General features: G+C 71.6%; 29 protein-coding genes. 10 read left to right on the top strand and 19 right to left on the bottom strand.

From position 1 onward, the window contains the following. The 6 genes from nuoF to EIZ62_RS13350 are packed head-to-tail and all read right to left on the bottom strand — an operon-like array spanning position 1 to position 5,201. Positions 1-1,344 (bottom strand): NADH-quinone oxidoreductase subunit NuoF, encoded by a 1,344-nt coding sequence (gene nuoF / locus EIZ62_RS13325; RefSeq protein WP_156692904.1) that lies wholly within the window; start codon positions 1,342-1,344, stop codon positions 1-3. Beyond that, entirely contained in the window at positions 1,344-2,204 is an 861-nt protein-coding gene (gene nuoE, locus EIZ62_RS13330) for an NADH-quinone oxidoreductase subunit NuoE (protein WP_156692905.1), read from the bottom strand. The genes nuoF and nuoE overlap by 1 nt, the downstream gene beginning before the upstream one ends. Then, a complete protein-coding gene (locus EIZ62_RS13335) occupies positions 2,204-3,544 on the bottom strand; it encodes an NADH-quinone oxidoreductase subunit D (RefSeq protein ID WP_156692906.1) in 1,341 nt (446 codons plus the stop codon). The genes nuoE and EIZ62_RS13335 overlap by 1 nt, the downstream gene beginning before the upstream one ends. Beyond that, a complete protein-coding gene (locus EIZ62_RS13340) occupies positions 3,541-4,272 on the bottom strand; it encodes an NADH-quinone oxidoreductase subunit C (RefSeq protein WP_156692907.1) in 732 nt (243 codons plus the stop codon). The genes EIZ62_RS13335 and EIZ62_RS13340 overlap by 4 nt, the downstream gene beginning before the upstream one ends. Beyond that, positions 4,269-4,823 (bottom strand): NuoB/complex I 20 kDa subunit family protein, encoded by a 555-nt coding sequence (locus EIZ62_RS13345; protein ID WP_064070020.1) that lies wholly within the window; start codon positions 4,821-4,823, stop codon positions 4,269-4,271. Before EIZ62_RS13345 ends, EIZ62_RS13340 begins: the two co-directional genes overlap by 4 nt. An 18-nt stretch (positions 4,824-4,841) precedes the next feature. Then, a complete protein-coding gene (locus EIZ62_RS13350; protein WP_064070021.1) occupies positions 4,842-5,201 on the bottom strand; it encodes an NADH-quinone oxidoreductase subunit A in 360 nt (119 codons plus the stop codon). Positions 5,202-5,893: 692 nt separating this feature from the next. On the opposite strand from EIZ62_RS13350, the gene EIZ62_RS13355 reads away from it, so the two are divergent. After that, a complete protein-coding gene (locus EIZ62_RS13355) occupies positions 5,894-6,736 on the top strand; it encodes a C40 family peptidase (protein ID WP_156692908.1) in 843 nt (280 codons plus the stop codon). Between the two features lie 91 nt (positions 6,737-6,827). Here the strand turns inward: EIZ62_RS13355 and EIZ62_RS13360 are convergent, their stop codons facing one another. Next, the gene (locus EIZ62_RS13360; protein ID WP_156692909.1) at positions 6,828-7,706 is read right to left on the bottom strand and encodes an NAD(P)-dependent oxidoreductase; all 879 of its coding nucleotides are present in this window, start codon (positions 7,704-7,706) and stop codon (positions 6,828-6,830) included. A gap of 104 nt (positions 7,707-7,810) precedes the next feature. Here EIZ62_RS13360 and EIZ62_RS13365 point away from each other — a divergent pair, with 104 nt between their 5' ends. After that, positions 7,811-8,842, top strand: coding sequence for a helix-turn-helix domain-containing protein (locus EIZ62_RS13365; protein WP_156692910.1), 1,032 nt, complete (start codon positions 7,811-7,813; stop codon positions 8,840-8,842). Here EIZ62_RS13365 and EIZ62_RS13370 read toward each other — a convergent pair. After that, positions 8,808-10,100 (bottom strand): geranylgeranyl reductase family protein, encoded by a 1,293-nt coding sequence (locus tag EIZ62_RS13370; protein WP_156692911.1) that lies wholly within the window; start codon positions 10,098-10,100, stop codon positions 8,808-8,810. The two genes, EIZ62_RS13365 and EIZ62_RS13370, sit on opposite strands and share 35 nt — an antisense overlap. 99 nt (positions 10,101-10,199) lie before the next feature. On the opposite strand from EIZ62_RS13370, the gene EIZ62_RS13375 reads away from it, so the two are divergent. Further along, positions 10,200-10,751 carry a GNAT family N-acetyltransferase gene (locus EIZ62_RS13375; protein ID WP_156692912.1) on the top strand — a complete coding sequence of 184 codons (552 nt, stop codon included), beginning with the start codon at positions 10,200-10,202 and terminating at the stop codon, positions 10,749-10,751. A gap of 20 nt (positions 10,752-10,771) precedes the next feature. On the opposite strand, the gene EIZ62_RS13380 is transcribed toward EIZ62_RS13375, so the two are convergent. Genes EIZ62_RS13380 through EIZ62_RS13395 form a run of 4 tightly spaced genes read right to left on the bottom strand, consistent with a single transcriptional unit; the run spans position 10,772 to position 14,065 of the window. Then, positions 10,772-11,464, bottom strand: coding sequence for a demethylmenaquinone methyltransferase (locus tag EIZ62_RS13380; RefSeq protein WP_156692913.1), 693 nt, complete (start codon positions 11,462-11,464; stop codon positions 10,772-10,774). 52 nt (positions 11,465-11,516) lie between these two features. Next, a complete protein-coding gene (locus EIZ62_RS13385) occupies positions 11,517-12,116 on the bottom strand; it encodes a hypothetical protein (protein WP_156692914.1) in 600 nt (199 codons plus the stop codon). A gap of 6 nt (positions 12,117-12,122) precedes the next feature. Next, positions 12,123-13,322, bottom strand: coding sequence for a cyclic dehypoxanthinyl futalosine synthase (gene mqnC, locus EIZ62_RS13390; RefSeq protein WP_156692915.1), 1,200 nt, complete (start codon positions 13,320-13,322; stop codon positions 12,123-12,125). A 56-nt stretch (positions 13,323-13,378) separates the two neighbouring features. Next, positions 13,379-14,065, bottom strand: coding sequence for a TetR family transcriptional regulator (locus EIZ62_RS13395; protein WP_156692916.1), 687 nt, complete (start codon positions 14,063-14,065; stop codon positions 13,379-13,381). A gap of 47 nt (positions 14,066-14,112) precedes the next feature. On the opposite strand from EIZ62_RS13395, the gene EIZ62_RS13400 reads away from it, so the two are divergent. After that, entirely contained in the window at positions 14,113-15,060 is a 948-nt protein-coding gene (locus EIZ62_RS13400) for an oxidoreductase (RefSeq protein WP_156692917.1), read from the top strand. Here EIZ62_RS13400 and EIZ62_RS13405 read toward each other — a convergent pair. Further along, a complete protein-coding gene (locus tag EIZ62_RS13405) occupies positions 15,043-16,719 on the bottom strand; it encodes a serine/threonine-protein kinase (protein WP_156696372.1) in 1,677 nt (558 codons plus the stop codon). The two genes, EIZ62_RS13400 and EIZ62_RS13405, sit on opposite strands and share 18 nt — an antisense overlap. Before the next feature lie 121 nt (positions 16,720-16,840). On the opposite strand from EIZ62_RS13405, the gene EIZ62_RS13410 reads away from it, so the two are divergent. Beyond that, a complete protein-coding gene (locus EIZ62_RS13410; RefSeq protein ID WP_156692918.1) occupies positions 16,841-17,929 on the top strand; it encodes an alpha/beta hydrolase in 1,089 nt (362 codons plus the stop codon). Here the strand turns inward: EIZ62_RS13410 and EIZ62_RS13415 are convergent. Continuing rightward, entirely contained in the window at positions 17,926-18,789 is an 864-nt protein-coding gene (locus tag EIZ62_RS13415) for a menaquinone biosynthetic enzyme MqnA/MqnD family protein (RefSeq protein ID WP_156692919.1), read from the bottom strand. The two genes, EIZ62_RS13410 and EIZ62_RS13415, sit on opposite strands and share 4 nt — an antisense overlap. Before the next feature lie 261 nt (positions 18,790-19,050). On the opposite strand from EIZ62_RS13415, the gene EIZ62_RS13420 reads away from it, so the two are divergent. After that, positions 19,051-19,254 (top strand): cold-shock protein, encoded by a 204-nt coding sequence (locus EIZ62_RS13420; protein ID WP_003967102.1) that lies wholly within the window; start codon positions 19,051-19,053, stop codon positions 19,252-19,254. A gap of 168 nt (positions 19,255-19,422) precedes the next feature. Next, complete coding sequence (locus tag EIZ62_RS13425; protein WP_156692920.1) at positions 19,423-19,821, top strand: DnaJ family domain-containing protein; 399 nt, start codon at positions 19,423-19,425, stop codon at positions 19,819-19,821. Positions 19,822-19,923: 102 nt separating this feature from the next. On the opposite strand, the gene EIZ62_RS13430 is transcribed toward EIZ62_RS13425, so the two are convergent. Next, complete coding sequence (locus tag EIZ62_RS13430) at positions 19,924-21,108, bottom strand: hypothetical protein (protein WP_156692921.1); 1,185 nt, start codon at positions 21,106-21,108, stop codon at positions 19,924-19,926. Between the two features lie 245 nt (positions 21,109-21,353). Between EIZ62_RS13430 and EIZ62_RS13435 the strand changes: the two genes are divergently transcribed. Beyond that, entirely contained in the window at positions 21,354-22,163 is an 810-nt protein-coding gene (locus EIZ62_RS13435) for a maleylpyruvate isomerase family mycothiol-dependent enzyme (protein WP_156692922.1), read from the top strand. Between the two features lie 24 nt (positions 22,164-22,187). Here the strand turns inward: EIZ62_RS13435 and EIZ62_RS13440 are convergent, their stop codons facing one another. From EIZ62_RS13440 to EIZ62_RS13455, 4 genes are all read right to left on the bottom strand, one after another. After that, a complete protein-coding gene (locus tag EIZ62_RS13440) occupies positions 22,188-22,805 on the bottom strand; it encodes an antibiotic biosynthesis monooxygenase family protein (protein ID WP_156692923.1) in 618 nt (205 codons plus the stop codon). A gap of 84 nt (positions 22,806-22,889) precedes the next feature. Further along, entirely contained in the window at positions 22,890-23,495 is a 606-nt protein-coding gene (locus tag EIZ62_RS13445; RefSeq protein ID WP_156692924.1) for a Uma2 family endonuclease, read from the bottom strand. 44 nt (positions 23,496-23,539) lie between these two features. Continuing rightward, complete coding sequence (locus EIZ62_RS13450) at positions 23,540-24,388, bottom strand: helix-turn-helix domain-containing protein (RefSeq protein WP_244375663.1); 849 nt, start codon at positions 24,386-24,388, stop codon at positions 23,540-23,542. Between the two features lie 273 nt (positions 24,389-24,661). Next, positions 24,662-25,072 carry an ATP-binding protein gene (locus tag EIZ62_RS13455; protein ID WP_156692926.1) on the bottom strand — a complete coding sequence of 137 codons (411 nt, stop codon included), beginning with the start codon at positions 25,070-25,072 and terminating at the stop codon, positions 24,662-24,664. A 128-nt stretch (positions 25,073-25,200) separates the two neighbouring features. Between EIZ62_RS13455 and EIZ62_RS13460 the strand changes: the two genes are divergently transcribed. Both EIZ62_RS13460 and EIZ62_RS13465 read left to right on the top strand, forming a co-directional pair. Beyond that, on the top strand, positions 25,201-26,031 hold the full coding sequence (locus EIZ62_RS13460) for a helix-turn-helix domain-containing protein (protein WP_156692927.1): 831 nt from the start codon (positions 25,201-25,203) through the stop codon (positions 26,029-26,031). After that, positions 26,028-26,273, top strand: a complete 246-nt coding sequence (locus EIZ62_RS13465; RefSeq protein ID WP_156692928.1) for a DUF397 domain-containing protein — start codon at positions 26,028-26,030, stop codon at positions 26,271-26,273. The genes EIZ62_RS13460 and EIZ62_RS13465 overlap by 4 nt, the downstream gene beginning before the upstream one ends. Positions 26,274-26,282 lie beyond the last annotated feature (9 nt).

Here is a 26,282-nt window from a genome sequence, read left to right on the forward strand (position 1 = left end):
TCACGCCGTCACCTCCACGTGGTTGTCCGCCCAGGCGGTCGACTTGGCCGGGTCGAAGGGGCAGCCCTTGCCCGTGATGTGCTGCTCGTACTCGCCGCGGAAGTACTTCAGCGACGAGAAGATCGGCGAGGCGGCGCCGTCGCCGAGGGCGCAGAACGACTTGCCGTTGATGTTGTCGGCGATGTCGTTCAGCTTGTCGAGGTCGCCGAGCGTGCCCTTGCCGGCCTCGATGTCGCGGAGCAACTGCACCAGCCAGTAGGTGCCTTCGCGGCAGGGGGTGCACTTGCCGCACGACTCGTGGGCGTAGAACTCCGTCCAGCGGGTGACCGCCCGCACCACGCACGTCGTCTCGTCGAAGCACTGGAGCGCCTTGGTGCCGAGCATCGAGCCGGCCGCGCCGACGCCCTCGTAGTCGAGGGGGACGTCCAGGTGCTCGTCGGTGAACATCGGCGTCGACGAGCCGCCGGGCGTCCAGAACTTCAGCCGGTGGCCGCGCCGCATGCCGCCGCTCATGTCGAGGAGCTGGCGCAGGGTGATGCCGAGGGGCGCCTCGTACTGGCCGGGTGAGGCGACGTGGCCGCTGAGCGAGTAGAGCGTGAAGCCGGGGGACTTCTCGCTGCCCATGGAACGGAACCAGTCCTTGCCCCGGTGGAGGATCGCGGGAACCGACGCGATGGACTCGACGTTGTTCACCACGGTGGGGCAGGCGTACAGACCGGCGACCGCGGGGAAGGGGGGCCGCAGCCGGGGCTGGCCGCGGCGGCCTTCGAGCGAGTCGAGCAGCGCGGTCTCCTCACCGCAGATGTACGCGCCGGCGCCGGCGTGCACGGTGAGTTCGAGGTCGAGTCCGCTGCCGAGGATGTTCCGGCCGAGGTAGCCCGCCGCGTACGCCTCGCGCACGGCCTCGTGCAGCCGGCGCAGCACGGGGACGACCTCGCCCCGCAGGTAGATGAAGGCGTGGCTGGACCGGATCGCGTAGCAGGCGATCACGATCCCCTCGATGAGGGAGTGCGGGTTGGCGAACAGGAGCGGGATGTCCTTGCAGGTGCCGGGCTCCGACTCGTCGGCGTTGACGACGAGGTAGTGGGGCTTGCCGTCGCCCTGCGGGATGAACTGCCACTTCATCCCGGTGGGGAAGCCCGCGCCGCCGCGGCCGCGCAGGCCGGAGTCCTTGACGTACGCGATGAGGTCGTCGGGCGTCATGGCGAGGGCCTTCTTGAGGCCCTCGTAGCCGTCGTGCCGCTTGTAGGTCTCCAGCGTCCAGGAGTCCGGCTGGTCCCAGAACGCGGACAGGACCGGTGCGAGCAGTTTCTCCGGGCTGGGTGTCTCGGTCGCCACCGTCATCACTCCCCCTCCTCGGTGGCCGGGCCGGCCGGACCGACCGGGCCGGACGGGTGCTGCGGGTCGGAGGCGGACGTCGGCTGGGGCGCGTCGTGCGAGCTGAGGTGCTCCGAGCCGGGCTCGTCGCGCGGGGCGTCCCGCGGGGCCTCGCCGCGCGGGTGGACCACCCGGGCGCCGGGCGCGGCCTCGCCCTTGGCGAGCTTGAGGCCGATCAGCGAGGCGGGACCCGCGCCGCCGGTCGCCTCGACCGCGCCGGGGCGCTCGTCGGGGAAGCCGGCGAGGATGCGGGCGGTCTCCTTGTACGTGCACAGGGGCGCGCCGCGGGTGGGTGCGACGGGCCGGCCGGCGCGCAGGTCGTCGACGAGCCGCTTGGCCGACTCGGGCGTCTGGTTGTCGAAGAACTCCCAGTTGACCATCACCACGGGGGCGAAGTCGCAGGCCGCGTTGCACTCGATGTGTTCGAGGGTGACCTTGCCGTCGGACGTCGTCTCGCTGTTGCCGACGCCGAGGTGCCGCTGGAGCTCCTCGAAGATGGCGTCGCCGCCCATGACGGCGCACAGGGTGTTGGTGCACACCCCGACCTGGTAGTCGCCGGAGGGCCGCCGCCGGTACATGGAGTAGAAGGTGGCGACGGCGGTGACCTCGGCGGTGGTCAGGTCCAGCACCTCGGCGCAGAACCGCATGCCGGTGCGGGTGACGTGCCCCTCCTCGGACTGCACCAGGTGCAGCAGGGGCAGCAGGGCGGAGCGGCTGTCGGGGTAGCGGGCGACGACCTCGCGGGCGTCCGCTTCGAGCCGGGCGCGCACATCGGCCGGGTAATCGGGGGCGGGGAGCTGCGGCATCCCCAAGCTGACGTCTGTCATTACCGGTCGACGCCTCCCATCACGGGGTCGATGGACGCGACGGCGACGATGACGTCGGCGACCTGGCCGCCTTCGCACATGGCCGCCATGGCCTGGAGGTTGGTGAAGGACGGGTCGCGGAAGTGGACCCGGTAGGGGCGGGTGCCGCCGTCGCTGACGACGTGGACGCCGAGCTCGCCCTTGGGCGACTCGACCGCCGTGTAGGTCTGGCCGGGCGGGACCCGGAAGCCCTCGGTGACCAGCTTGAAGTGGTGGATCAGGGCCTCCATGGAGGTGCCCATGATCTTCTTGATGTGGTCGAGGGAGTTGCCGAGCCCGTCGGGGCCGAGGGCGAGCTGCGCGGGCCAGGCGATCTTCTTGTCGGCGACCATCACCGGGCCGGGCTCCAGCCGGTCCAGGCACTGCTCGACGATCCGCAGCGACTGGCGCATCTCCTCCAGCCGGATCAGGAAGCGGCCGTAGGCGTCGCAGGTGTCGGCGGTGGGGACGTCGAAGTCGTACGTCTCGTAGCCGCAGTACGGGTCGGTCTTGCGCAGGTCGTGCGGGAGGCCCGCGGAGCGCAGGATCGGCCCCGTCGCGCCGAGGGCCATGCAGCCGGCCAGGTCGAGGTAGCCGATGTCCTGCATGCGGGCCTTGAAGATGGGGTTGCCGGTGGCGAGCTTGTCGTACTCCGGCATGTTCTTCTTCATGGTCTTCACGAACTCGCGGAGCTGGTCGACCGCGCCGGGCGGCAGGTCCTGTGCGAGGCCGCCGGGGCGGATGAACGCGTGGTTCATGCGCAGCCCGGTGATCAGTTCGTACAGGTCCAGGATCAGCTCGCGGTCCCGGAAGCCGTAGATCATGATGGTGGTGGCGCCGAGTTCCATGCCGCCGGTGGCGATGCACACCAGGTGGGAGGAGAGCCGGTTGAGTTCCATCAGCAGGACGCGGATGACCGTCGCCCGGTCGGGGATCTGGTCCTCGATGCCGAGGAGCTTCTCCACGCCCAGGCAGTACGCCGTCTCGTTGAAGAACGGCGTCAGGTAGTCCATGCGCGTGACGAAGGTCGTGCCCTGCGTCCAGGTGCGGTACTCGAGGTTCTTCTCGATGCCGGTGTGGAGGTAGCCGATGCCGCAGCGGGCCTCGGTGACGGTCTCGCCGTCGATCTCCAGGATGAGCCGGAGCACGCCGTGCGTGGACGGGTGCTGGGGGCCCATGTTGACGACGATCCGCTCGTCGTCGGCCTCGGCCGCGGACCGGGCGACCTCGTCCCAGTCGCCGCCGGTGACGGTGTAGACGGTGCCCTCGGTGGTCTCGCGGGCGTCGGCCCGCGGGGCCTGGGGAGCGTGTGGGGTGGTCACGAGTACGACCTCCGCTGGTCCGGAGCCGGGATCTGGGCGCCCTTGTACTCGACGGCGATGCCGCCGAGGGGGTAGTCCTTGCGCTGCGGGAAGCCCTGCCAGTCGTCCGGCATCATGATCCGGGTGAGGGCGGGGTGGCCGTCGAAGATCAGCCCGAAGAAGTCGTACGTCTCGCGCTCGTGCCAGTCGTTGGTCGGGTAGACCGCGACGAGCGAGGGGACGTGCGGGTCGGCGTCCGGGGCGGTGACCTCCAGCCGGATCAGCCGGCCGTGGGTGAGCGAGCGCAGGTGGTACACCGCGTGCAGTTCGCGGCCCTTGTCGCCCTCGTAGTGGACGCCGCTGACGCCGGTGCACAGCTCGAAGCGCAGGGCGGGGTCGTCGCGCAGGGTGCGGGCGACGCGCAGCAGGTGCTCGCGGGCGATGTGGAAGGTCAGCTCGCCGCGGTCGACGACCGTCTTCTCGATGGCGTTCGCCGGGAGGAGCCCCTGTTCCTCCAGGGCGCCCTCCAGCTCGTCGGCGACCTCGTCGAACCAGCCGCCGTAGGGGCGGGTGGCCGGGCCGGGCAGGCGTACGGAGCGGACGAGGCCGCCGTAGCCGGAGGTGTCGCCGCCGCTGTTGGCGCCGAACATGCCGCGCTGGACGCGGACCTCCTCGCCGTGGTCGCCGCGCTGGCCGGGCAGGTTCTGCGCGCTGAGGTCCTTGTCGGGGTTGGGCCGGTCGTCGCTCATCGCAGCAGCCCCTTCATCTCGATCGTGGGCAGTGCCTTGAGCGCCGCTTCCTCGGCCTCGCGGGCCGCCTCGCGCGCGTTCACGCCGAGCTTGGAGCCCTGGATCTTCTGGTGGAGCTTGAGGATCGCGTCCATCAGCATCTCCGGGCGCGGCGGGCAGCCGGGCAAATAGATGTCGACGGGGACGATGTGGTCGACACCCTGCACAATCGCGTAATTGTTGAACATCCCGCCCGACGATGCGCAAACCCCCATGGAAATGACCCACTTGGGGTTGGGCATCTGGTCGTAGACCTGGCGCAGGACGGGCGCCATCTTCTGGCTCACCCGGCCCGCCACGATCATCAGGTCGGCCTGGCGCGGTGAGCCGCGGAAGACCTCCATGCCGAAGCGCGCCAGGTCGTACCGCCCGGCGCCGGTGGTCATCATCTCGATGGCACAGCAGGCGAGGCCGAAGGTCGCGGGGAAGACGGACGCCTTGCGCACCCAGCCCGCGGCCTGTTCGACGGTCGTCAGCAGAAAACCGCTCGGCAGTTTCTCTTCGAGTCCCATGTGGTGCCCCTCAGCCCCTCAGTCCCATTCCAGGCCGCCGCGCCGCCACACGTACGCGTAGGCGACGAAGACGGTGAGCACGAAGAGCAGCATCTCCACGAGCCCGAAAAGCCCCAGGGCGTCGAAGCTGACGGCCCAGGGGTAGAGGAAGACGATCTCGATGTCGAAGACGATGAAGAGCATCGCCGTCAGGTAGTACTTGATGGGGAAGCGGCCCCCTCCGGCCGGAGTGGGCGTCGGCTCGATGCCGCACTCGTATGCCTGAAGCTTCGCCCGGTTGTACCTCTTTGGGCCGATAAGCGTGGCCATGACCACGGAGAAGATCGCAAACCCTGCCCCGAGGGCGCCGAGCACGAGGATGGGCGCGTAGGCATTCACGCTCCTCGCTCCTTCCAGTCGTCCTTGACCGATGGACCGCACCGGGCACCGTCTCGCCGCCTCGCGAAGATCGTGCACATGTGAGGCAGTTCACAAGCCCGACTGCTTCGCATCCTATGCCCGTCGATCTGTGATCTGCGACACGGGGTACAGCAACGCTCTTGTGATCTCCACCACCAGACGAAGGATCATGAATCACCGGCAGAGGTGATCTTCATACCGCGCGTGTCCAGACACTCACAAGACGTGACATTTTCGCGGGTTGGGGCTGGTCAGAGGGGGCTCGCCCTATCAAGCAGTGGCCACTACAGGCAAATTCGCCCTGGACTCTCCCGGGTGATAAAGAACCTCGCTTCACTCGCGCGAGGGGCGCCCGGGTAGCGAAGTGGACACGTGCGCGCTTTCACGATCTTCCGGGCATCCCCGGCGGTGACCTTTCCGTGACCTGCGTCACTCCGCCGACCGGCCCGGAAAAGCGGGCTTGGCCACCGGCGTGAAGGAGTGGTAAGCGCACGGCAATTCGGACGTTTCACGGATAACCCATGATCACGGCCGTGATCACCAACGTCCGCATTGTCCGTTACGGCGTCAATAAGAGGCCGACTGAAGCGGATTCAACCAATCCGGGCACAACTGTGGCGCACACCACGTTTCTTGAAGGGAACCGTGAAGCCCTGATAGCGGTTGTACTCATGTCCCACACCGCTCACATACCCAGCCACCGGAAGCCCCGCCGCAGCGCTTCGAAGCTCGCGCTGCGGGCCGGAGTTGCCGGTGGCGTCCTCGGCACCATCGCGGTGGCCGGTGCAGCCGGGCCGGCCAACGCCGAGCCGGTGACCGAGACCATCGAGATGCCCACTCTCAACGCGGACCTGTCCGCGGACCTGTCCAGCGCCGTCGCCGCCTCCGCCGAGGCGACCCAGCAGGTGGCGCTCGACCAGGAACTGCAGGCTCAGGAGGACGCCGCGGCCACGAAGGCCGCGAAGGAGGCCAAGACCGCCAAGGCGGAGGCCGAGCGCAAGGCCGAGGCCGAGGAGGCCCAGCGCAAGGCCGAGGCGAAGGCCAAGGCCGAGGCCGCCGAGCGCGCCTCCCGCTCCTCCGAGCGCACCACGCTCTCCGCGTCCGGCGGCGACTCCGACGAGGACGGCGGCGGCTCCTCCTACGACTCCGGCCAGGCCACCGGCTCCGCCGCGGCGATCGTGGCCTTCGCCCGCGCCCAGGTCGGCGACGCCTACGTCATGGGCAGCACCGGCCCGAACTCGTGGGACTGCTCGGGCCTCGTCCAGGCCGCCTACCGCCAGGCCGGCGTCGACCTCCCGCGCGTCTCCGGCGACCAGTCCAGCCGCGGCACCTCCGTCTCGCTGGACGACCTCCAGCCCGGCGACATCCTCTACTGGGGCAGCCGGAGCAACTCGTACCACGTGGCGATCTACGTGGGCGGCGGCAACTTCGTCGGCGCGCAGAACCCCGGCACCGGTGTCGTCGAGCGCTCGCTCGACTACGACATGCCGTCCGGCGCGGTCCGCGTGCTCTAAGGCGCACCCGCCCGGCCCGAAGGGCCGTCGCTCTCCCGCTCGGGGAGGGAGCGACGGCCCTTCGGCGTCCCTGCGGCACGTTCAGCCCGCTTCAGCGCCCGCGGAAGGCCTCCACCAGGCGGGCGTAGCTGTCTCCGCCGTTGCCCTCGGCGGCGGCCTTCGCCATCAGCTCCCGGTGCAGCTCCGGCAGCCTCCCGTCGACCCCCCGCGCGTGGCCGGCGTGCAGCAGGTGCTCGATCGCCGCGAGCTGGACGTCGATGGTGGCGTCGTCGCCCGGGTAGTGGCCGGCGTCGATCTGCCCGGCGTACCGGTCCATGAAGAGGCTCACCGTCGTCAGCCAGCGGACCGCGACCGGGGTGAAGGCGCCCGCGGTCACCCCGTCGGCGCCGACGAGCGCCGTGGCGTGCAGCCAGCCACCGAAGACCGACCACATCAGCCCCAGCAGTCCCGCGTCGTACAGCGAGGCCAGCCCGGCGTCCGCGCCCAGGTCGACCGGGTCGCCGAGCACGGCCAGGGTGTCGCGGTGCGCCGCGAACGCCTCCCGGGACCCTCCGTAGAGGAACATGCTCGCCCGGTTGCCCACGCCGTCCGGCGTCGTCATGATGCCGCCGTCCAGGTATGCGATGGAGTGCCCGGCCGCCCAGGCGGCCATCTCCCGGGCCTGCTCCGGCGATCCGGACGTCAGGTTCACCACGGTGCGGCCCGTGAGCGACCCGGCCAGCGGGTCCAGCAGCGCCTGCACGGCGGGGTGGTCGAGGACGCAGACGATCACGAGGTCGCTCGCGGTGACCGCCTCGGCGACGGTGTCCGCGCGGACCGCCCCCTCGGCGGCGAGGGCGTCGGCCTTGGCGGGCGTGCGGTTCCAGACGGTGGTGGGGTGACCGGCGGCGAGGAACGCGGCGGCGAGCGCGGATCCCATGCGGCCGAGGCCCAGGACGGTGACGGTGGTGTGGTCGGGTGTGCTGTTCATGATCGTCAGCCTCGCAGCGCGCCCCGGCCGCCGACAGCGGCAGGACTGCCCACCTCCGCAAAATTCCTGCCCGCACCCCGGGCGGGCCGCATAGGCTCGGCACCATGAGCCCGGGGACCGTAGCCATCGCCGTCGTTCCCGACCCGCGCCTGGGCATATCGCCCTGGGAGATGTACGAACTGTCCATCGCGCTCGCGGTGTTCGGCACCCCGCACGGCGACCTCGCCGACCCCTGGTACGACCTGCGCCTGTGCACCACCGGCGGCTCCCCGGCCGGCCCCTTCTCGCTCCGGACCGACCACGGCCTGGACGCCCTGGCCGGAGCCGGCACCGTCATCGTCCCGTCGGTCCCCGACCGGGTGGTGGACGAGGGCGAGGACGTCCCCGCCGACCTGGTCGAGGCGCTGCGCGCGGCGGCCGCCTCAGGGGCGCGGATGGTGTCGCTGTGCACCGGTGCCTTCGCGCTCGCCGCCGCCGGGCTCCTGGACGGCCGCCGCGCCACCGCCCACTGGCAGCACACCGCCGAGCTGGCCGCCCGGTACCCGGCCGTGATCGTCGACGACTCCGTCCTGTACACCGACGAGGGGACGGTCCTCACCAGCGCGGGCGCCACGGCCGCCCTCGACCTGTGCCTGCACCTGGTCCGCCGCGACCTCGGCGCCCGGATCGCCGGGCAGCTCGCCCGCCGCCTGGTGGTGCACGCCCACCGCGCGGGCGGCCAGGCGCAGTTCATCGAGGCGCCACTGCCGCCGGCGGACACGGACAGCCTCGGCCCCGTGCTCCAGTGGGCCAGCGAGCACCTCGCCGAGCCGCTGACCGTCGAGGGCCTCGCCCGGCGGGCGCGGATGAGCCCGCGCAGCTTCCACCGGCGCCTCCTGGAGGCCACCGGCACCACGCCACTGAAGTGGCTGCTCCAGCAGCGCGTCGCCCGCGCCCAGCTGCTGCTGGAGTCGACGGACCTGCCCGTCGAGCGGATCGGCGAGGCCAGCGGCCTCGGCACGGCGGCGAACCTCCGCCGCCACTTCAGCCGGTCGGTGGGGGTCTCCCCCACCGACTACCGCAGGGCGTACCGCCCCCCGGAGAGGCCCCCGCCGCCGGGGGTCAGGCCTTCGGGGCCACCTTCGACAGGCCGTTGATGATCCGGTCCATCGCGTCGCCGCCCGTCGGGTCTGTCAGGTTCGCCAGCATCTTCAGCGTGAACTTCATCAGCAGCGGATGGGTCAGACCGCGCTGCGTGGCGATCTTCATGACCTTCGGGTTGCCGATCAGCTTCACGAACGCGCGGCCCAGCGTGTAGTAGCCGCCGTAGGTCTCCTTGAGGACCTTCGGGTAGTGGTGCAGGGCCAGTTCGCGCTGCGCGGGAGTGGAGCGGGCATGCGCCTGGACGATGACGTCGGCGGCGATCTGGCCGGACTCCATGGCGTACGCGATGCCCTCGCCGTTGAACGGGTTGACCAGGCCGCCCGCGTCGCCGACCAGCAGCAGGCCGCGCGTGTAGTGCGGCTGGCGGTTGAAGGCCATCGGCAGGGCGGCGCCGCGGATCGGGCCGGTCATGTTCTCCGGGGTGTAGCCCCAGTCCTCCGGCATGGAGGCGCACCACGCCTTCAGCACCTCGCGCCAGTCCAGCTCCTTGAAGGAGTCGGAGGTGTTGAGGACGCCGAGGCCGACGTTGGACGTGCCGTCGCCCATGCCGAAGATCCACCCGTAGCCGGGCAGCAGCCGGTCCTCGCCGGGGCCGCGGCGGTCCCACAGCTCCAGCCAGGACTCCAGGTAGTCGTCCTCGTGACGCGGGGAGGTGAAGTACGTCCGCACGGCCACGCCCATCGGCCGGTCCTCGCGCCGGTGCAGGCCCATCGCCAGCGACAGGCGCGTGGAGTTGCCGTCGGCGGCGACGACGAGCGGCGCGTGGAAGGTGACCTCGCGCTTCTCCTCACCGAGCTTGGCCCGCACGCCGGTGATCCGGCCGGTGCGGTCGTCGACGACCGGCGCGCCCACGTTGCACCGCTCGTACAGCCGCGCGCCCGCCTTCTGCGCCTGGCGGGCGAGCTGCTCGTCGAAGTCGTCGCGCTTGCGGACCAGTCCGTAGTCCGGGTACGAGGCCAGGTCGGGCCAGTCGAGCTGGAGGCGGACGCCGCCGCCGATGATGCGCAGGCCCTTGTTCCGCAGCCAGCCGGCCTCTTCGGAGATGTCGATCCCCATGGCGACCAGCTGCTTGGTGGCGCGCGGGGTGAGGCCGTCACCGCAGACCTTCTCGCGGGGGAAGGCGGTCTTCTCCAGGAGCAGGACGTCGAGTCCCGCCTTGGCGAGGTAGTACGCGGTCGTCGAGCCGGCCGGACCGGCCCCGACGACGATCACATCCGCGGTGTGTTCGGAGAGGGTCTGCTGCTCGGTCACGGCGGGTTCTCCCGAATACTCGAAATTGCGTACCGGACGGCACAGTACGTGTGCAGTCTATGGGGACGTGCTGATCACCGACCGGAAGGGCCCACCCCGATGACCGAGCTGCTCCCCGCCGCCGTCGAGCCCGCCGCCGCAGCGCCCGCCGCCGGGCCGGCCGTCCGGTTGCGCGTGCCGACGGACGAGGACGCGTACGCCTGGCACCGGGTGTTCGACGACCCGGAGGTCATGGAGTTCTTCCAGGGCGGGCCGGCGGAGCTGTCGGCGTACCACGAGATCACCGCCCGGCAGCGCCGGCACGACGCCGAACTCGGCTTCTGCCTGTGGACGCTGCTGGACGAGGACGGCGAGGTCATCGGCTTCACCGGCGCGCAGCCGTGGCCGCGCGCCTGGGGGCCGGTCGGCGAGATCGAGATCGGCTGGCGGCTGGCGCGGTCCGCGTGGGGCAGGGGGTACGCCACGGCCGCCGCCCGCGTCACGCTGGAGCGGCTGCGGGAGGCGGGCGTCCAGCGGGTGGTCGCCATGGTGAACACCCGCAACGAGCGGTCGGTGGCGGTGACGCGGCGGCTCGGGATGACCCGCGCGGAGACGTACGCGATCCCCGGCAGCGGCGGGCAGGAGGGGTACTGCTTCCGCCTGGAGCTGTGAGGCGTACGCGCCGACCGGTGTCAGGCCTTGGTGCCCCGGTGCAGGGCGACGATGCCGCCCGTCAGGTTCCGCCAGGCCACCTTCGACCAGCCGGCCTTCTTCAGGAGCCCGGCCAGCGTCGGCTGGTCGGGCCAGCTCTGGATGGACTCGGCGAGGTAGACGTACGCGTCGGGGCTGGACGACACGGCGCGCGCGACCGGCGGCAGCGCGCGCATCAGGTACTCCTCGTACACCGTCCGGAACGGGGCCCAGGTGGGGTGGGAGAACTCGCAGATCACCACGCGTCCGCCGGGCCTGGTCACCCGGTACAGCTCGCGCAGCGCCGCGTCCGTGTCCTGGACGTTGCGCAGCCCGAAGGAGATCGTCACCGCGTCGAAGACGTCGTCCCGGAACGGCAGCCGCGTCGCGTCACCGGCCGTCAGGGGCAGCCAGGGGTGGCGCTTCTTGCCCTCGCGCAGCATGCCGAGCGAGAAGTCGCACGGCACGACGAACGCGCCGGAGCGGGCGAACGGCAGTGACGACGTGCCCGTGCCCGCCGCGAGGTCGAGGACCTTCTGGCCGGGCCGGGCGCCGACCGCCTTGGCGACCTCCTTGCGCCACCGGCGGTCCTGGCCGAGCGAGAGCACGTCGTTGGTGAGGTCGTAGTTCGCGGCGACGTCGTCGAACATGGAGGCGACTTCGTGCGGCTGCTTGTCCAGGGTTGCTCGGGTCACGCGCCCATTGTGGCAGGCGGGCCCGTGCCGCCTACGCGCGCCTGTGGACGAGCTACGCGCGCCTGTGGACGAGCCGGCCGCCCACGACGGTCGCCACGCACGTGGCGGCGCCGAGCCGGACGAGCGCCGCCCGGTCGGGTACGTCGAACACCGCGAACCGCGCGGGCCCGCCGACGGTCAGCCCCGGCAGCAGCACCAGCGGCACCGGCGAGAGGGACGGCGGCCCCGGCAGCTCCGGCGGCCGCTGCCCGACGACGAGCCCGGCCCGGCGCACCGCGTCCAGGGCGGCGCGGGAGCGCAGTTCACCGGCGACGGCGACCGTGCCGTGGGCGAGGAGCCGCTTGACCCCGCGCCGGGCGCTGGCGCCCTGCCGCGCCGGGTCGGCACGGAAGATCGCCCGCGCCCGCTCGCCGGTGACCGGCCCGGTGCCGAACCGGTCGGCCTCGCGCGGGTCGGGGTGGTAGGTCAGCTCCAGCAGCTCGGGCCCGTACGGGTTGAGCAGCCCGGGCGTGAGGATGCCGGGCCAGCGCCGCACGCGCGCGGCGGGCCGGGCGGCGGCCAGCTCCTCGTACGGGCCGAGGGCGGCGACGTACGCGCCGTCGACGAGGACGGCGGAGTCAGGCGACGCCTCGGCGGCGTGGATCGTCAGCACGCCGGCTCAGGTGGCCGGGAGCAGCTTGAGCTCGGGGTGGGCGGTGCCGCCGGCGATGGCGGTGGAGGAGATGTGGGAGGCGACGCGGTCGTCGACCGGGTCGTTCGCCGGGTCGTCGTGGACGACGATGTGCTCGTACGTCGTGGTGCGCTGCGCCGGGACGCGGTCGGCGGTGCGGATCATGTCGATCATCTCGCGCAGGTTGGAGCGGTGCTTGGCGCCCGCCGAGGAGACGACGTTCTCCTCCAGCATGATCGATCCGAGGTCGTCCGCGCCGTAGTGCAGGGTCAGCTGCCCGATCTCCTTGCCCGTGGTGAGCCACGAGCCCTGGATGTGGGCGATGTTGTCGAAGAACAGCCGCGCGATGGCGATCATGCGCAGGTACTCGAAGATCGTGGCCTGGGTGCGGCCCTTGAGGTGGTTGTTCTCCGGCTGGTACGTGTACGGGATGAACGCGCGGAAGCCGCCCGTGCGGTCCTGCACGTCGCGGATCATGCGCAGGTGCTCGATGCGCTCGGCGTTGGTCTCGCCGGTGCCCATCAGCATCGTGGACGTCGACTCGACGCCCATCCGGTGCGCGATCTCCATGATCTCCAGCCAGCGCTCGCCGGACTCCTTGAGCGGCGCGATCGCCTTCCGCGGCCGCTCGGGCAGCAGTTCGGCGCCGGCGCCCGCGAAGGAGTCGAGCCCGGCGGCGTGGATGCGGGAGATCGCCTCCTCGACGGAGACGCCCGAGATGCGGGCCATGTGCTCGACCTCGGACGCGCCGAGGGAGTGGATGACCAGCTGCGGGAAGTCCTTCTTGATGGCGGCGAAGTGCTTCTCGTAGTACTCCACGCCGTAGTCCGGGTGGTGCCCGCCCTGGAACATGATCTGCGTGCCGCCCAGTTCGACGGTCTCCGCGCAGCGGCGCAGGATGTCGTCCAGGTCGCGGGTCCAGCCCTTGGCGGTGTCCTTGGGCGGCGCGTAGAAGGCGCAGAACTTGCACGCGGTGACGCACACGTTCGTGTAGTTGATGTTGCGCTCGATGATGTACGTCGCGATGTGCTCGGTACCCGCGTAGCGCCGTCGGCGCACCGCGTCCGCCGCCGCGCCCAGCGCGTGCAGCGGGGCCGACCGGTAGAGGTCGAGCGCCTCCTCGGGGGTGATCCGCCCACCCGCGGCGGCACGGTCCAGGACGGACTGAAGGTCGGCCTTCTCGGTCACCGGGTGTCCCTTTCGACAGGGTTGTGGACGGACCGAACCAGCCTAACGCCAGCGTCTCAGCCCCCGACCGGCGCACCCTCCACAGCCGCCGGGCCGGGCGCGTCGAGCGCCGGGGCGATGACGGCGAAGGCCCGCCCGGTCAGTTCGGCGGGGTCGTCGGCGCCGTCGCTGTCGGTCCAGCGCTGGAGGACCGTGTCGAAGGCGTTCAGCGCCATCGCGGCCGCCAGCCGCGGATAGAGGTCGGTGGCCGGGTCCAGGTCCAGCCGGCGGGCCAGCTCCGCCGCCAGGTCGTCGCGCCACTGCGCCTGGCGCTCCAGGAAGCGGGCGAGCAGGGCGGGGGTGCGCAGGATGAGCCGCACCACGCGCAGGGCCCGCTCGCCGTGGTCGCCGCAGGTCGCGAGGGGCACCGAGACGGCGTGCCGCAGCGCCACGGAGGGCGGCTCCGCCGCCGGGCGGGCCGCCAGCTCGGCGTGGATGTCGGTGCCCATGTCGGCCAGGAACCGGACGACGACGTCTTCCTTGGACGCGAAGTACCGGAAGAACGTGCGCTTGGAGACGCCGGCGGTGGTCGCGATCTCGTCGATGGTGACGCCGTCGAACCCCTTCAGCGCCAGGAGTTGGAGGGCCGCTTCGGTCAGCTCGTCCGAGACGAGCTGACGCTTGCGCTGGGCCAGCGTGGTTTCCGGGCGGGTGCTCACGGGAGCAGCGTACACACCGACTACACACCATGCCCTGCATGACATCAAGTGCCATCTTGACACCGAGTGACACGGAGAGCAGTCTGTGCCGCATGACGAAGCAGCAGCGCTGGACCACCGACCAGATCCCCGACCTGACCGGCCGGGTGTTCGTCGTCACCGGGGCCAACAGCGGCCTCGGGCTGGCGACCACCCGGGCACTCGCCCGCCGGGGCGGGCACGTGATCCTCGCCGTGCGCGACGAGGGCAGGGGCCGCCGCGCGGCGGCGGACGTGACGGCCGGCCTGCCGGACGCCCGCCTGGAGGTACGCCGGCTCGACCTGGCCGACCTCGACTCGGTGCACGCCTTCGCCGGCGCGCTGCGCGCCGACCACCCACGGCTGGACGTGCTCGTCAACAACGCGGGCGTGATGGCCCCGCCCCGCTCGTTGAGCGCCCAGGGACACGAGCTGCAGTTCGCCGCCAACCACCTCGGGCACTTCGCGCTGACCGGGCTGCTGCTCGACAAGCTGGGCGCCGGGCGGGACCCCCGGGTGGTGACGGTGAGTTCGGCCAACCACCGGCAGGGGCGCCTGTTCTTCGACGACCTCTCCGGCGAACGCGCGTACTCCCCCATGGGGTTCTACAACCAGTCGAAGCTCGCCAACGCGGTCTTCGGCCACGAGCTGCACCGGCGGCTGACCGCTGCCGGCAGCCCGGTGCGCAGCCTGCTCGCCCACCCCGGCTACACCTCGACCGGCCTCCAGCGGGGCACGCCCGTCCCGATGGTGCGCTGGCTGTTCGGCGGCGTCCTGCTGCCCCTCGCCCAGTCCCCCGACCGGGGCGCGCTGCCGCAGCTGTACGCGGCGACCGACCCGCGCGCGGAGGGCGGCGCGTTCATCGGGCCGGACGGCCCCGGCGAGCTGCGCGGGGCCCCCGTGCCGGTACCGCTGGCCCCACGGGCGGCCGACGCGGGGACGGGCGCCCGGCTGTGGGAGGTGTCGGAGGGGCTGACCGGCGTACGGTTCGCGCTCCCGAGCCGCTCAGCCGGACTTGCGTAGCGTCCCGCGCGGTTCGCCGGCCGCTTCCTCGTCGGACCGGTAGCCGAGGGTGCCGTCCGCGTTGCGGGTGAACGTCAGGGCGGCGGAGGAGCCCGTGCACATGCCCGGCGAGCCGGGCCGGCCGGGATCGGTGCGGTCGGTGACGCGCAGCGTCTTCGGCCCTGCCGCGGTCAGCCTGCCGATGCTGTGGCACTCGACGCTCGTCCCGAGGACGGTCAGCGTCGTGGTCATCCGCACCACGTCCTGCCCCCGGGACCCCGCGGTGAAGACGGCCGTCAGCTCCCCGTGCGGCAGGCCGCTCGCCTCCTGGGTGGGCCCCTTCCAGGTACCGAGGAACGCCTTCGGCACGGCGACGGGCTCGGGCTCGGCGCCGTCGGCCGGGGAGCTCTTGCCCGGCGGCTGGGCGGTGTCACGGGTGCCGCCCCGGTCGCCGAACAGGTCCAGGAGGAAGCCGCCGCCCACGGTCACCGCGGCCAGCGCGCCCGCCACCGCGAGGGCGACCGAGCAGCTGAGCCGGCGGCCCCGCCCCGCGGCTCCCGGCTCGGCGGACGCGCTGAGGGACACCGACACCGGCGTACGCGGCGGGCGCCCGGCGTCCACAGCAGGGGCGGGGTCGAGGGGCGGCCCGAAGACGCCCAGGGCGCCGGTCGGGCCGGACCCGCCGGGAATCGCCGGGCCCGCGTACTCCCCCACCGCCGGGCTGCTGAACGGGACCGGGCCGGAGAGCGACGGGTCCGCCCGCGCCGGCCCCGGGTCCAGGTCCAGGTCCAGGTCCAGGAGCCGTACCGCCGTCCGGCTCACCTCCTCCACCACCGGACCCGGCAGCCACCCGCCCACCACCAGCGCGGCCGCCCCGTCCGGCGCCAGCCGCCGGACGAGCTCGCCGGGCGCGGGGCGGGCGGCCGGGTCCTTGGCCATGCACGCGGCGACCAGGTCCCGCAGCTCACCGGTGAGGGCACCGCCCAGCTCGGGTTCCTCGTGGACCACCTTGTAGAGGAGGGCGGCCGACGAGTCGCCGGGGAACGGCGCCGTACCGGTCGCCGCGTACGCCAGGACGGCGCCCAGCGAGAAGACGTCCGCGGCGCCGGTGACGCCCTTCGCGAGGATCTGCTCGGGCGCCATGTAGCCGGGCGAGCCGACCGACACGCCGGTGGAGGTGAGCGACGCGGCGTCCCGCGTGGCGCGGGCGATGCCGAAGTCGATGAGACGGGGGCCGTCCAGCGCCAGCAGCACGTTCGACGGCTTGACGTCCCGGTGCACCAGCCCGAGCCCGTGCACCGCCGCCAGGGCCTCCGCCAGTCCGGCGCCCAGCGCCCGTACCGCGTGCTCCGGCAGCGGCCCGTGCCCGGTGACCGCCCCGGCCAGCGAGGGGCCCGGAACGTACCCGGTGGCGACCCACGGGACCGGCGCCTCCGGGTCGGCGTCGAGCACCGGCGCCGTCCACCGCCCGCCGACCCGCCGCGCCGACTCGACCTCCCGCCGGAACCGCGCCCGGAACTGCTCGTCCAGCGCGAAGTGCGGGTGCACCACCTTCACCGCGACGGTCCGGCCGCCCCCGCTGCGGGCGAGGTAGACCCGGCCCATGCCGCCCGCCCCGAGTCTGCCCAGCAGCCGGTACGGACCGATGACCGCGGGTTCGCCCACTTCCAGCGGCTCCATGCGCTCCCCCCGTACGTCGTCGCGTACAGCAGCGTACGGCCCGGGGCGGAACCGGTCGGCGCGTCCGGCCATCTAGCACGCCGTACGAGCCGCGAATGCCCCGAAAGACCCGGAGTGCTCCATGAAACGTCCCTCCAAGGCGCTCGCCGCCGCCGTCGCCCTCGGCTCCCTCGTCCTGGTCGGCGGGTGCTCCGGCGAGGGGGACCCGATGACCTTCGACGGGCCGGGAACGGCGTCCTCCGCGCCGGGCGGGGGGACGGCCGGAACGGGCGGCCCGGCGAAGGGGACGGGCGAGGCGGGCGGCGGCCCGAAGACCCTGATGCCGACCGGCCCGAAGGCCGACTTCACCACCGCCAACACCCTCCCCGACGGCACCAGGATCGGCGTGACGACGCTGCACGGCGCCAAGTCCGGCTTCACCGGCAAGGTCTGGGTGTGGGCCCCGCCCCAGTACTTCGACCCGAAGTACGCGGGCAGCGGCTTCCCGGTGCTGATCGCCCTTCCCGGCGGCAACGGCTACCCGAACAACTACTGGATGGGCACCGACCTCAAACTGCAGAGCAGCATCAGCACGTGGTCGAAGCAGGGCAAGAGCCTGCCCTTCGTGGTGGTGATGCCGGTCCTCAACCCGGACGACGAGCACTACTACGACGGCAGCGACATCCCGGGGCAGCCGAAGATGGGCACCTGGATGACGGACGACGTCCCCGATTTCGTCCGGGCCAACTTCCGGACGTTCGCCTCACGGGACGGCTGGGCGTTCATGGGCTCGTCGTCCGGCGGGTTCGTCGGGCTGAAGTCGGTGCTGAAGCACCCGGACCGGTTCAAGGCCGTCATCGCCTCCGGCCCGGACACCGTTCCGGACTCGCCGCTGTGGGCCGGGCACGAGAAGGAGCGGCGGGCCAACGACCCGGAGAGGCTCGCCGCGGCCCTCGGCGCCGCACCGGACACCGCGGACCGCCGGGTCTTCCTGGCGTTCCAGGCCGGCAGCCGGGAATCCGGCCTCGCCGACGTGCGGTCCTTCGTCCGGACGTACACCAAGGGACCGGTGAAGAGCCGCCTTCAGGTGATCAAGGACGGCGAGCACAACGCCAGGACCTATGTGAAGGGCATGGGCGACGGCTCGATCCAGTGGATCAGCAAGCACATGCAGGGCCCCGTCCCGGCACCCGCGCCTGCGCCTGCTCCCGCGTCCGGAGGCGCTCCCTAGGACAGCAGCTCGACGGCCACGTCCGCGGGGAAGCCGGTCGTCGGCCCGGTCCGGCGGGCGAATTCCCGCACCCCGGCGAGCTGGTCGGCCCCGAAGCGGAAGTCCAGGGTGGTGAAGTACTTCTCCAGCACCACCGCGTCGAAGGCCTCCCAGCGCGCGGCCTGCTCGGCGACCTTCGCGACCTCCTCCAGGGACACGTCCCGGGAGGCGAGGAACGCCTCGTGGACCTGGCGCACGACACGCGGCTCGCGCGCCAGGTACTCCTTGCGGACGGCCCACACCGCGAAGACGAACGGCAGGCCCGTCCACTCCTTCCACATCAGCCCCAGGTCGTGGACCTGGAGGCCCAGCCTCGGGGCGTCGTGGAGGGACGCGCGCAGCGCGGCGTCGCCGATCAGGACCGCCGCCTCGGCCTCCTGCATCATCACGCCCAGGTCGGGCGGGCAGGTGTAGTAGTCGGGGGCGACCCCGTACCGCTCGTCGAGCAGCAGCTGGGCCAGGCGCACGGAGGTGCGGGAGGTGGAGCCGAGCGCGACGCGCGCCCCGTCCAGCCGCTCCAGCGGCTGCTGGGAGACGATCACGCAGGACATGACGGGGCCGTCGCAGCCGACGGCCAGGTCGGGGAAGGCGACGAGGTCGTCGGCGTGGCGCAGGTACTCGACGAGGGTGACCGGGGCGATGTCGAGGTCGCCGCGCACGAGCTGCTCACCGAGCTTGTCCGGCGTGTCCTTGGTCAGCTCCAGGTCGAGGAGCGTTCCGGTGCGGGCCAGGCCCCAGTAGAGGGGCAGGCAGTTCAGGAACTGGATGTGTCCGACACGGGGCCGGCTCCGGAGCTGGTGGTGGTCGGTTGAATTGTCCACAACGCGAGGCTAGCCCCGTCTGGTACGGCCGGCATCGCCGGGTCCGCCGTCAGCGCGGATGAACTCCATCAAACATCCGGGTGACGTGATCTTTCCCTCTACCCATGCGCACACTCTGCGTGCTAGGCTAAACGCAAGTTGCAGTTTGGTTTCCCTTGCAGTACAGAGCCTGCGGAGCATGTGACCCGCAGGCTTTTGTAGTTTTCAGACTTGTTTGGCAGGTTCTGGAGCAGGGCAACCCTTTGGCCCATAGGAGGGCTTATGGCTACCGGAACCGTCAAGTGGTTCAACGCTGAAAAGGGCTTCGGCTTCATCGCCCAGGACGGCGGCGGCCCGGATGTCTTCGTCCACTACTCCGCGATCAACGCGTCTGGTTTCCGCTCCCTCGAGGAGAACCAGGTCGTGAACTTCGACGTCACCCAGGGCCCGAAGGGCCCGCAGGCGGAGAACGTCACCCCGGCCTAATTGCCCGGGTCGGCGATCGCGCACGACTTTCAGTACCCGATTGAGCGCAGTACCCAAGGAGCCTTTTCCGCCCGGTCTCACGGCCGAGCGGAAAGGGCTCCTGCCTTTTCCGCCCGGCCCCACGGCCGAGACTCCCCGCATGCCGCCCGCGCCCGTACGCTCGAAGACATGACCGAACGCAAACCGCCCGGTGTCGACTTCGAGTCGTTCGTCGACAAACAGATCCGTGAGGCGACGGAACGCGGCGAGTTCCGGAACCTGGCCGGCTTCGGCAAGCCCCTGGCGGACGACTCCGCCCCGTACGACGAGCTGTGGTGGGTCAAGGGCAAGCTGCACCGCGAAGGTGTCGCGCCCGTCCTGCCGCCCGCGCTCGCCCTCCGCAAGGAGGCCGAGGACGCGCTGGAGGCGGTCGGGCGGGCGGCGAGCGAGGCGGAGGTACGGCGGATCGTCGCCGCCGTCAACGAGAAGATCACCGAAGCGGTCCGCCTCCCGCCCCCGGGCCCGCCGCTGCGCCTGGCGCCGCTGGACGTGGAGGAGCAGGTACGGCGGTGGCGGTCGCGCCAGTGACACCGAGCCCTCGGGCGTACCGCACCCGGAAGTGAAGAGCCCCCGCGCACCCACGGCGGGGGCCCTTCGTTTTCACGGGTCGTCCCGTACGTCTCTCCCGGGTCAGGGACCGCTGTTCTTGGGAATGGTGGCCACGCACTGCGAGAACGGCTGGTCCAGGATGCACTGGAACATCTCGCTCCAGGCACTGTCGGTGTCCTCCGCACCCGCCTGGACCGTCTCGGCGCAGGTCTCGTCGGCCACGCCCCACAGGGAGCCGTCAGGCCATCCCGCTTCCTTGGTCCGGTTCTCCACGGACGTGAGGCACTCCTGCGGCGCCTTCAGCCGCTTCAACTCCGCGACCAGCGAAAGGTACTGCGCGTTCTGTGTGGCGTCGCCGAGCTGGTCGAGGGTCGACTTGGCCTCGTCCCGCTGCTGCTGCGTGGAGTTGGGGTCCTGATACACCTTCAGGGCGTCGGCGTACTTCTTGAGCGTGTCCTTGACCTTCTTCTCGTCCTCGGGCTTCTTCGGCTTGGTCTCCGGGTTCGTGGCGGCCAGCAGTCCGGTGCTGAGGGTGTCGAGGGTCGTGAGGACGAACGCCTTGACGTCCGGCTTCGTCTTCGGGTCGTCGAGGACCGCCATCATGTTGCTCATCAGAACGGCCAGGTTCTTGAACGACGCCTTGTCCGTCGCCGACGCCTTGGGGTCGAGGGACTTCTTCACCGCTTCGTTCAGCCCTGCCACGATCTTCGTGAGCTGCTTCTTCTCCTCGGGGGTCGTCTTCGGGTCCTGGATCTTCTTCAGGGTCGCGGTCATCTGCTTCAGGACCGCGTCGTACTTCTGCTTGTCCTCCTTGGAGGTCTTCGGGTCGTTGATGAACGCCTGGGCCTCCTTGAGGGTCGCGTTGAGCTGGTCCTTCAGCTTCTTGTCCTGCACCTTGTTGATCTCGTCCTGGAGGCTCTTCTCCTCCGCCGGGGTGAGCTGCTGGAGTTGCTTGTCCTGGTTCGGCGGCGGCTGCTCCTCGGGCGGTTGCTGCTCCGGCGGCTGCTGCTCCTCGGGCTGCTCCTCCGGTTGCGGCTGCTCCTCCTCCGGCGGCGGTGGCGGCTGCTCCTCCGGCGGCGGCGGCTGCTCCTCCTGGTTCGGGTCCGGGGGAGGTGGCGGCGGGTTGAGGTCGACGCTCGAGGAAGCCGCCGCCGGCGCACCGGAAGCGGCCGTGGCCGTGGTCATGCCGACGGGCACGGCGAGCGCCGCGGCCAAACAGGAGGTGCCGACAAGGCGGGTGATTCGCCGGCGGGGGAGTCTGGGCATAGTGAGTCCTCTGGCGCTGTGTGGTGTGCTGCTTCGTCCCGCTCGATGCGCGGCCCCCGAGGCGGCGCGGGGGACACCGGAGTCACAACTCAACGGTGCGCAGGCCTTACAGCATCAACTGTGTTCCCGCCCCGTGGATCGCGCAACCGGGGCCGTGCCCGGTCGTCAGCGGCGCGAAATCCGGCGCGGACCGGCGTAGCGTGAGTCGTGTTCCGGGGGGTACGACCGCGCCAGGGAGGCGCCCCATGGTCACCACCTCCGCACCCGCCTCCGCTCTCGACATCCCGCGCACGCACCCGCTGCGGGCGCGGGCCGTGAACCTCGCGGAGATGCGGGCGATGGTCGCCGCGCTGGACGGGCTGGCGGCCGACGACTGGACGCGCGTCACGGCGTGCGAGGGCTGGACCGTACGGGACCTCGCCACCCATGTCGTGGCGCAGTACGAGGAGCTCGCGCGGCCGTGGCTGCTGGTCGGCCGGGCCGTCCTGGGCCGGCGGCGCTACCCGAGGCTCTCGCCGCTGCACGCGCACAACCAGTGCCAGGTGGACGCCCGGCGCGAGGTGCCGCCGCACGCCGTGCCCGGGCTGCTGGCACGGTTCGGGCCCCGGGGTGTACGGGCGGTGGAGCGCCTGCCGGGCGCCGCGCGGCGGCGGATTCGGCTGAGCCCGCTGTTCCCCGAGTCCAAGGAGCTGGCCGAGGACTCCATGGACTACCTGGCCCGTGTCCTGGTCACCCGGGACACCTGGATGCACCGGGTGGACGTCTGCGACGCCACCGGCCGGGACCTCGTGCTGCGGGAGCACGACAAGGAGGTCGTGGGGCAGGTGCTGCTGGACCTCGCCCTCGACTGGAGCGGCCCTCCGGCGTTCCTGGACCTGTCGGGACCCGCCGGCGGCCGCTGGACGCTGGGCCGGGGCACCCCGTCCGTGGTGGTCCAGACGGACGCCGTGACGCTGATGCGCCAGCTCTCGGGCCGTCCGGCCACCGGTGTCGTCGAGTACGACGGGGCCCGTGCGGACGTGGCGGCCTTCGCCGCGGCCCGGGTGGTGTTCTGAGACACCCGGCGCGTCGCGCGAGGGTCAGGACGGCGGCCGGGTCTCCAGCATGGCGACCCGGAACTCCTCCAGTGCCCGCACGGTCGCCCGCGCCTTGCCGGTGGCCGCACCCCGCACCTCGGCGGCCGGACCGCGGGACGCCGCCAGGGCGTCACCGTCGGCGTGGATCGCGCCGGCCATCGCGCGGCCCCCGGAGCGGTCGATGAGCAGGGATCCGCCAAGGTAACCGGGCAGGCCCCGGAGCCGGGGCAGGGCGTCGTTCTGGAACGCGTCGACGAGGAGGCCCGCGTCGGCCGGGGCGAACTCGAGCCGGGTCAGCCGGAAGCGGGCGTCCTCACCGGGCGGCCCCTCCGGCCGGGCGCCGACGACCGCCTCCCAGTTGTCGACGGTCACGGTGGCGGCGAACCCCGACAGCATCCGGGCCCGCACCTCGCTCATCCGGTCGGCGCTCCCCCGCAGGGCCTCCTCGTCCTCCCACCACGTCCCGGTCATGAGCTTGCCCGTCTCCCGGTCCATGAACAGGCCCGCGCCCCGGTAGCCCGGCTCGGCGGCGAGCTGTTCCCTGCCCTCCGTCGTCAGGGCGCGCACGGCCCCGTCGAGCTTCGCCGGATCGCCTGTCGCATAGGTCGTACGAACGAACATGGGCCGCCTTCCGCGCCGTACCGGATGTCCCTGCCCATCCGACGACCGCCGCGGGCGAACGGCAAGGCGGTCAGCGCGTTCGGGTCACACCCCGGCCGACGGGGCCGCGTAGAGGGGCAGGTTCTCCGTGGAGACCGTCCAGTCGGCGATGGTCACGTCCTCGCCGTAGAGGAAGTCCTTGCGGGTGGCATAGCGCGGCCCCGCGGGGGTGGAGTGGATGTCGGAGAACACCGCGCCCGAGCCGGTACGGGGGTCGAAAACCGCGTACACCGGGATCCCGAGGAGGGGGTAGTCCCGCATCTTGCCCACCCAGTCGTTGTCCGGATTGGAGCGGGACACGACCTCGATGGCGGCGACAAGGGTGCGGGGGTCGAAGGAACCCTCCACCTCCATGTCCGCCTCGGCAGTCACCATGATGTCGGGGTGGCGCAGGATGCGCTCGGGTTCGTCCTCGACGTCCGGCGTTCCGGTGTGGGCCACCAACTCCTCCGGCATCACCCGCTCCAGGCGTTTCCGGATGCGCAGCGCGGTCAGCTCGTGGGGGCCGACGGGGGCCGTCATGTCGTGGACGATTCCTTCTTTGGTGATCTCGAACCTGCCCGGCAGGGTGTCGTCCATCGACTGAACGAAGTCCCGCATCGCCTCGTACAGGGAGGCGTCTCGTCGTGCGTCGTCCGGGGCGATGGTCATCGTGCTCGCTCCTCGCATGGGACCTGGGGGCGTCATCACCACCGTCATGCTAAGCACCCGCGGCAACGGCCCGGCCCGGGCGCGCGGAAGGCGCGGTCGCAGACCTCACAGGTCTGGAGGGGGTCGGGCGCCTTGGGCGCCGCCGGGAGGGGTGGCGGGAGCATGGCGGTGAGGCGGTGGGCGAGGAGCGCCGCGGGGTTGCGCAGGACGTCCGGGAGACCGGCGGTCAAGGTGCGGCGTACGGCGTCGGGGGCGGCGTCCCGCTCCAGCCAGGCCGCGACGGCGGGGGCGAGGCGGTGGACGTCCGGCTCGGAGAGCAGCAGCCGGGGTTCGTGGCGCCGCAGCCCGCTGAGCAGGTCGGCCGCCGCCCGGTGGCGGTCCGGATCGGGGATGGCGGGCTCCGGCAGGGGCGGTGGCGGTGGCCCGGGGCGTACGGGTGGGGCGGGCGGGGCGGCGACCGGCGCGGGCTGCTCAGGTACGGGCGCACGCCTCGGCGCCGGGACCGGGACCGGGAGCGGCTGGGCGTCGGCACCGGGCCTGTTGTACGAGATCGTGCGCGGCATCATCCGGCCGTTGGGCAACCGCTCGCGGGAGCGCTCCAGGTACCCGGCGGCCTCCAGCTCCCGCATGGCCGCCGCGATACGGGGCTCGCTCTCCGGGAAGCGTCCGGCGAGGCACTTGACGCCGACGCGCGCGCCGGGGCGCAGCGACTGGATGTGGACGGCGAGGCCGATCGCGACGAGGCTCAACTCGCGGTGCTGGGCGAGGTGGTTGCCGATGACGGTGTAGTGACTGGTGTGCCGCACGTTGACGTGAATGACACCGGATCGGGCGGTGCTCCGGCCAACCGGAGACGTGGCGCACTCGGGCGCGTTATGGTGCTGAACATCCATCGGGAAGGTGTTGCTTCCTTGATGGTCAGGCCCTCGATCGGGATGCCAGTCCCGGCCGGGGGCCGACGTGTTTGTCGGGTGGTCGGCGCGAGCATATGCCCGCCAACCCGGCGCGTACCCGGCCCAGTTGCGCATTCCACCCATGTGGGTGACGGGGAGGCTGGTGGGGTGGGAAGGGTCATTTCCCCTTCAAGGCTTTTGCTTTATGCGTCGCGGATCACCGCGTCACGGCCCACCGCGTCGCGGGGATCCACGACGCGGTGGGAGGAGGGTTCACGGTACGAGTCCGATGTCCGCCCACACGGTCTTGCGGGGCACCGGCCCGTGCGTCACGCCCCACCGCTCGGCCAGCGCCTCAACCAGCAGGAGCCCCCGCCCGGACTCCTCCGCCCCCGGCCGGACGACCGGCATCCGGTCACCCCGCGTGTCGGTCACGGCAATCCGCAGCGTCCGCGCATCAGCCGCGAGAGTGAGCCGGAAGTCCCGCCCCGCCACCCGCCCGTGCAGCACGGCGTTCGCCGCCAACTCGCCGATCACGAGCTCCGCCACGTCGAACGGCACTCCCCACGAACGCAGTTGCTCCGTCGCCAGCAGCCGCGCGAGCCGCGCACCCCGGCGGGTGGAGGACAACTGGACGCTGAAGTGGCGTGCGCTCGCCACGGCGGTGGTGTTTTCGTGATTCACGTCACTCAGCGTGGCTGCCCGTACGTACGCTGACCAGTGATGACGCCTGTACGGGGGGTGACTGTCCGGTCGCTGTACGGCCCTGTCCAGGCGGGTACGCAGGCGGATACGGAAGGCGGGGCGGGCGGATGAACGAAGAGGACCTCGGCCTGGAGGACGACGACTCCAGGGCGGTCATCGCGGCGGTCGGACGGCAGCTCAAGCTGTGGCGCGAGTCGGCCAACCTGAAACCGGCCGAATTCGGCACGGCCATCGGCTACGGCGAGAACCTCGTCTACAAGGTGGAGGCGGGCAAGCGGATCCCCCGGCCCGAGTACCTGGACCGGGCGGACGAGATCCTGGGCGCGAACGGCAAGATCGCCGCGATGAAGCAGGACGTCGCGGAGGCGCGGTACCCGAAGAAGGTGCGGGACCTGGCCAGGTTGGAAGCGAACGCCGTCGAACTTGGGGCTTACGGCAACCACAACATCCACGGCCTGCTGCAAACAGAGGAGTACACCCGCGCCCTGTACGCCATGCGCCGCCCCTCGTACACCGAGGACCAGATCGAACGCCTGGTGGCAGGCAGGCTGGCTCGGCAGCACATCTTCGCGGGCACTCCACCGATCATGTTGACCTTTGTCCAAGAAGAGGTGACGCTCAAGCGCCCTCTTGGGGGCAGAATGGTCCTCCGGCGCCAGCTCGAACACTTGCTGGAAGTCGCGCAGTTGAGGCACGTTGAGATCCAAGTGATGCCGACCGACTGCGAGGACCACGCCGGCATGGGTGGTGAACTGCAACTGCTCAAGCTCAAGGACGGCGCCACCGTGGGGCACTGGGAGGGCCAGCTCTCCAACCGCCTGATCTCCGACCTGCGGGAGATCCAGATCCTTGAGCTGCGGTATGGGATCCTGCGGGCCCAGGCTCTCACCCCTCGGGAGTCGATGGCCTTCATCGAGAAAGTGCTGGGAGAGACATGAGCCTCAAGCCCTCCACCGGGACCGTGCAGGAGTGGAGCAAGAGCAGCTACAGCAGCAACGACGGACCCGCCTGCGTCGAAGTCGCTTGGGTCAAGAGCAGCTACAGCACGGCCGACGGCCCCTCGTGCGTCGAGGTCGCCGCCACCCCCTCCACCGTGCACGTCCGGGACTCCAAGAACCCGACCGGCCCCACGTTCGCCGTGACGCCGACGGCCTGGACCGCGTTCCTCGCGATGGCGTGAATATGGCGG

Source organism: Streptomyces ficellus, assembly GCF_009739905.1.
Taxonomy (GTDB): Bacteria; Actinomycetota; Actinomycetes; order Streptomycetales; family Streptomycetaceae; genus Streptomyces; species Streptomyces ficellus_A.